3 protein-coding genes are annotated in these 6,039 nt (G+C 59.7%); 1 reads left to right on the top strand and 2 read right to left on the bottom strand.

Translation table 11 applies throughout. The features are described 5' to 3' along the window. Window positions 1–370: 370 nt before the first annotated feature. Together LB565_RS18625 and LB565_RS18620 are read right to left on the bottom strand one after the other, a co-directional pair. Window positions 371–1,744 (bottom strand): HlyD family type I secretion periplasmic adaptor subunit, encoded by a 1,374-nt coding sequence (locus LB565_RS18625; protein ID WP_224586488.1) that lies wholly within the window; start codon window positions 1,742–1,744, stop codon window positions 371–373. Then, window positions 1,737–3,485 carry a type I secretion system permease/ATPase gene (locus LB565_RS18620; RefSeq protein ID WP_224586486.1) on the bottom strand — a complete coding sequence of 583 codons (1,749 nt, stop codon included), beginning with the start codon at window positions 3,483–3,485 and terminating at the stop codon, window positions 1,737–1,739. The genes LB565_RS18625 and LB565_RS18620 overlap by 8 nt, the downstream gene beginning before the upstream one ends. Window positions 3,486–3,886: 401 nt before the next feature. On the opposite strand from LB565_RS18620, the gene LB565_RS18615 reads away from it, so the two are divergent. Further along, on the top strand, window positions 3,887–5,461 hold the full coding sequence (locus LB565_RS18615; RefSeq protein ID WP_224586484.1) for a calcium-binding protein: 1,575 nt from the start codon (window positions 3,887–3,889) through the stop codon (window positions 5,459–5,461). Window positions 5,462–6,039 lie beyond the last annotated feature (578 nt).

Below are 6,039 nucleotides of genomic sequence, written 5' to 3'. Positions count from 1 at the left end.
ACAAGAAGCTCGCTCTGCGCCAAGCCGCATGACCAGCCTCGTGGCCGCCCCTTTTGCAGAACTTGACGCACACAACCGAAAAACATGGCGCCGGCTGAACCAAGACATATCAGCTCTTGCTGATTTTTTTGCCATGCGAACGAAGGACGCCGGCGGCCTAAGGACGTGCGGTCGGGCGGGCACGCCTCCGCGTTTTTCGGAAGCTAATGCATGTCGCCCAGAAGTGTGCGGCGGATCTGGGACAACGACATGCATCAAAAACAAAGACTTAAGGCGCGTCGCCTGAATCCGTTTCAGCGCGACGCGCTTCAAGGCGCGCAGCTGTGAGGAGTGGCGGCGGCGGAAGCGCCGAATCGGATCCTGTGTTTGCCTATCGGAAAGCGCGTGACATTTGGTCGGTGAGCGGCTTCAGCAGATAGGACCAGACACTGCGCTGGCCTGTGCTTATGTGAACCTCGGCCGGCATGCCGGGCTTGAGCACCTTCGCATCCCTCAGGCAGCCCGTCTTGTTGTCGACGCTGATGCGTGCCGAGAAATAGGAGAGCTGACGCTGCGGGTCCTTGATCAAGTCTGCGGAAATCCACTTCACCGCGCCCTGGCAGGCGGGTGTCGTGCCGGCATCGAATGCCGGAAAACGGATTGAGACCGGCTGACCTGGCTGAATGTCATCCACCCGCGCCGGAGGAATGAGCGCGTCCACGACAAGATCGTCCGTATCGGGGACGATCGTCATCAGCAATTCCCCTGGAGCGATTACACCGCCAATCGTGTGGACGGTGGATTGCTGTATCGTTCCCGATTGCGAGGCGCGGATTTCAGTTTTGGTCAGCTCGTCCTGCGCCACGATCTTGCGTTCGGCGAGTTCGGTCCGTTTGGCTTCCGTTTCGCGCAGCTCCTTGGTCACTTCGCTGCGCCTTTGCTCGTCAAGCTGCAGAACCTGCAACTCGGTTTCGGTGATCTTGACCTGCGCTTCCGCCACGGCCGCAGCCAGCCGCCCGGACTCCCCTTTGGCGCGTGTCGCGTCCAGCCTGACGTTGCTGAGCCTCTCTTTCGAAACCAGTTTCTTGGAGTAGAGCGCGTCCACATCGGTGAGATCGCGGCCTAGCAAAGCTGCGGATTCATCCATCGCGGCCTGCTGGGCCTTCAGGCCTTCGAGCTGTCGCTGGATCTGTTCGGTTTGGCTGCGAAGAAGCGTTTTTTGGCCGGCCAATTCCGAAGCCCGCGTCTCGAGCAAGGCGCGCTCGCCATTGACCAGCGCCACCACGCTTGGCTTGTTCATCTCCGCTTGAAGAGCGGCCGGAAGCTGCATCGTCGTCAGCCCCTGACGCTCCGCCTCCAGACGGGCAAGCCGCGCTGTTGCGCGATCGAAATCCTCGCTGATGATCTGAAGGTTTGTGCTTGCCAGCGTATCATCCAGCCTGACCAATACGTCGCCCGCCCGGACATGATCGCCATCCTGTGCAAAGATGCCGCTGATCGTGCCGCCGGCCTGGTGCTGCACCTTCTTGGTATTGCTTTCAACCACCACGGTCGCGGGAGCGATCACGGCACCGGCAATCTCCGTCAAGCCGAGCCACAGCCCTCCGCCAACCACCAGCAGACAAGTCACCCCCAGGCCAAGAGCCAAGCTTGGGCCGAGGCTGCCGGGCGGCTTGAACAACTTCGCGCCTGCGGAGCGCGAAGCAGCACCGAAGCCGGCATAGGACCGCAGGTCCGCAAAAACGCGAGGCAAGACGTCACGCATGGCCGGTCACGCCTCTTTGGGTCGGAATGATCGGACGGTGGGTGGCGGGAACGGGTGGTCGCGTCATGCCCGCCAAGACCTCCTCGCGGGAGCCAAACGAGCGGACCATGCCGTTGGCCAGCACCAGAACCTGATCAATATTGGTGAGAGCGGACGGGCGGTGCGCGACAACGATCACGATGCCTCCGCGTTGGCGCACGGCCAGAATCGCTCCGGCAAGTGCGGCATCACCTTCGACATCGAGATTTGAGTTAGGCTCGTCCAGAACGACCAGAAATGGCTCGCCATAGAGCGCCCTGGCGAGGCCGATCAATTGCCTCTGGCCCGCCGACAAGGCCCTGCCTCCCTCGCCGATGCGGGTTTGGAAACCCTCCGGCAGATGCATAATCATCGAATAGACACCCGCAGCCCTGGCGGCTGCGAGCACGCCTTTGGGATCGCTCTTGCCGCCGAACCTCGAGATATTGTCCGCCACGGTTCCATCGAAAAGCTCAACGTCCTGCGGCAGATAGCCGATGTGAGCGCCGAGCGAATGAGGGTCCCACTGATCGAGAGGGGCCCCGTCCAGCCTTACCTTGCCGTTGAGCGGCCTCCAGGCTCCGACCAGGGCCCGCACGAGCGTCGTCTTCCCGGAACCGCTCGGGCCCACGATGGCCATGCCCGCGCCACTGGACAGTTGGAAACTTACGTCGAGCACGGTCGGCTTTGGCATGCCTGGCGGCGCTACCGTCAACGTCTCGACGGTCAGCCGCGTTTGCGGCCGGGGCAATTCCAAGGGTTCGATCGGGTCTTCGAACGAGTCCAACATCGACTTGAGCTGGAAATAGCTGTGCCGCGTCGCCAGAAAGCCTTTCCAGTTTGCGATCGCCGCATCGACCGGAGCAAGCGCACGGCCCAGCAATATCGACGATGCGATGATCACACCGGGGGACGCTTCGCCGCCGATGACCAGATAGGCGCCGAGGCCCAGCACTGAAGACTGCAGCGCCATCCTCAGCGCTTTCGACAATGAACCGGTCCCTCCTATGATGTCGGAGAGTCGCTCCTGATGCGTCAGGTAGCTATGAACGATGTCGCTCCAGCGCCCGGACAGTCTGGAAGAGAGGCCCATCGCGTGGACGACCTCCGCATTGCGGCGGCCTGACTCGGCAAGGGCGCGCTGCGAGATCATGGCTTCGGATGTCAGTCTGGCAGGCCCGCGACCGAAGATCTCCGCGACCGCGGTCAGCGCCACCACGACAAGAGCGCCGATCGTCGCCAGCACGCCAAGCGACGGGTGCAGCAGATAGATGATCAGCAGATAGAACGGAATCCAGGGCGCATCGAATATGACGGTCGGCCCGGATCCCGAGAGAAAGCCACGCAGTTGATCAAGATCCCGCAACGGATTGAGCCTGTCCGCCTCCCGTCCGGCCTTGAGCGGCAAAAGCACCGATATCGCGAATGCCCTTTGGTGCAGGTTTCTGTAGAGGCGGCTGGCAATGCGGACCAAGAGACGAAGCCGCACGAAATCGAGGAGCCCGTAGGCCGCGTAAAGGCCCAGCATTCCAATCGTCAACCCGACCAGGGTCGGAACACTCTGGGAGGGCAGCACCCGATCGTAGACCTGGAGCATATAGAGAGACCCGGTCAGCGCCAGCAGGTTCGTCACCGCTGAAAAAAGCCCAACGCCAAACAAGCCCTGAGCGCAGTCCGACATTGCGATCCGTAAAAGGGAGGAGAATTCTTGCTTTGTCTTCATTGCCTTCCGATTCACGCGGATAACCGCGCGGCTTTGTTGGCCCTGCCCGATATGGGAACCCTTGACTGCATGGATATGTCAGGTCCGAGCGATTGCCGGACGTGAGGCGTCACTAATGTAGCCTACTTTAATTGAAATGAAGCGAAATCGTGGCTCTGTCTCAAAATGGAGCAGTGAATCGGTGGAAATTGGGGATAATAGCGGGAGCAAAAGCCGCGTGGCGCTTTGACTAACTGAGCCGAACAAGGCTGAAAACATTGGGTTTTCTTGGAGACGCCCAATGAAGGATGGAGGACGCGATCAAATATTTTGACCGATCAAGGTGGTATGTGATTTCTGTCTAATATGTCTTTCGTCTAGGGAAGCGGCGCGGGGGGTGTTGCCGATAAGAAGGGATAACCATGGCAACTCTTCACTATGCTGCTGGCGGTTCGGCCGCCCAGGTGGCAACGGCCGGGTTCAATCTGGTCGATCTCCAAAATGTTTCCCAGGTGAATGCACTTCCTGACGGAATGAAAGGTCTGGTTTTCCTCGACGCCCACGACGGCGTCACGCAATCTTTCACCGATCAGGTCACCCCTTTTCTCAACAATCCGAAAGTGTTCGGATTCTATCTCGTCGATGAACCGGATCCTACCGGCAAATGGGGAACCTATGCGAGCGCCGAAAATCTGAAGGCGGAGTCCGATTGGATCCATTCGCATTTCCCGGGCGCGAAAACTTTCGTCACCATGATGAACATGGGGTCTTCCACAAATCCGGATTTCACCAACACTTACAATCCGGCCAGCACGGGCATCGACTACTACGGTATTGATCCCTACCCGGTGCGAACCGGCACAACCAGCGTCGACTACGCCATGATCGACAGGGCGGTGGCCGCGGCCGTAAAGTCCGGCATTCCCATCGACAAGATTATTCCCGTCTACCAAACTTTTGGCGGCGGCAACTATAACACTGACACGGGTGGCAAATATGTCGTGCCCACGGCGGCTCAGGAACAGATCATGGTCGATCACTGGGCCAAGCTCGTGCCGTCACCGGCCTTCGACTACGCTTATGCGTGGGGTTCACAGAACGGCGACACCGCGCTTGAGACTTCGCCGGAATTGCAGGCCTTCTTCCGGCTGCACAATGCCAGTACGACTTCGTCGACGGCGCCCGCGACCACTGAGCCGACACCACCGGCAACTTCCGAGCCCACGCCGCCAGCCTCCGAACCGACACCGCCGACGTCCAGCGCGATGGCGCCGACGTCCAGCGTGACGCCGCCCACATCCATCGCGACGCCGCCAACATCCGGCGCGACGCCGTCAACGTCTAGCCCGACGCCGTCAACGTCCAGCGCGACGCCGCCAACAAGCACAGACCCTTCTCACAACGATCATGTGATCCTGGGTGGCAAGGGCAACAACACCTATCACGTCAACAATGCACATGACAAAATAATGGAAGCCAATGGTGGCGGCTTTGACAAAGTGATGGCCTCGGTCAGCTATGCCCTGTCCACCGGCTCGCATATCGAGCAACTCTCCACCTCCAACACGGCAGGCAAAACCGCCATCAATCTGACCGGCAACGAGTTCGGCCAGACGGTCCTTGGCAACAACGGTGACAACAAGATAAATGGCGGCGGCGGATCAGACCTGTTGAAGGGATATGGCGGACACGATGCCTTCGTGTTCAACACGGCGCTTGGAAAGTACAATATCGACAGGATCGCCGATTTCGACGTCTCTCGAGACAAGATCAATCTCGACCACGGTATATTCGCCGGGCTTCAGAAGGGCGCGCTTGCAGCCGGCGATTTCCACATCGGCCGCAGCGCACATGATGCGAGCGATCACATCATCTACAACAGCGCGACAGGAGCGCTTTCCTTCGACAGCGACGGAGCTGGCGGCCATGCTCAGGTCCAGTTTGCCAGTCTCTCCCCACATTTGCACTTGAGCGAAAACTCCTTTCTTGTGATCTGACAAGGCGCCTTACCGATAGGAGCCCCCAAGGCTCCTATCGGTCTGGCCGTGAAAACCGGCCTCGTGCCGGTCGATAAGCTCGCAAACCAATCCGGCCGGCCCCATTGGCCTCTCCTCTGCGGTCCTCAGTTGCCGCTCCCGGCATCAAATCTGCTGCCAACTCAATCAACTCTCGCGTGTGCCGGTCGCCAGCTCTCGCCTTTATCTCGAATTTGTGGAACTTTTCCCCGCAATCGAAGTTTGATTGGCTGGCCTGAGATAAGGGTGCGGGAGGATGGCATGCCGAGCTACGAGGTCGAGGAGATCTTCGCCGGAAAGGTGATCGTCTCCCACAAGATTGTTGCGCCAACGCCATTCCGGGCCGCAAAGCTCGCTACCAATCGGGACGTTACGCTGCGAAACTCCGAGGTCCGATGGATACGGGTCTTTGAAAAAGACCATCGGCACCGGGCGTATGAATACACCGTCATTGAACGACCGCAGCTTGCATCGCGAACTGGGCCATCATAGAGCCTCGGCGTCCCGTCGGCATCGCGTTTGGGACAAGCTTCCTGCGAGGAGCCATGCTGTGGCTCCAT

This window comes from Mesorhizobium sp. CA14 (assembly GCF_020165195.1).
Taxonomy (GTDB): Bacteria; Pseudomonadota; Alphaproteobacteria; order Rhizobiales; family Rhizobiaceae; genus Mesorhizobium.
The sequence above is the reverse complement of the archived record's forward strand: the minus strand, read 5'-3'. Positions and strand labels throughout refer to the sequence as shown.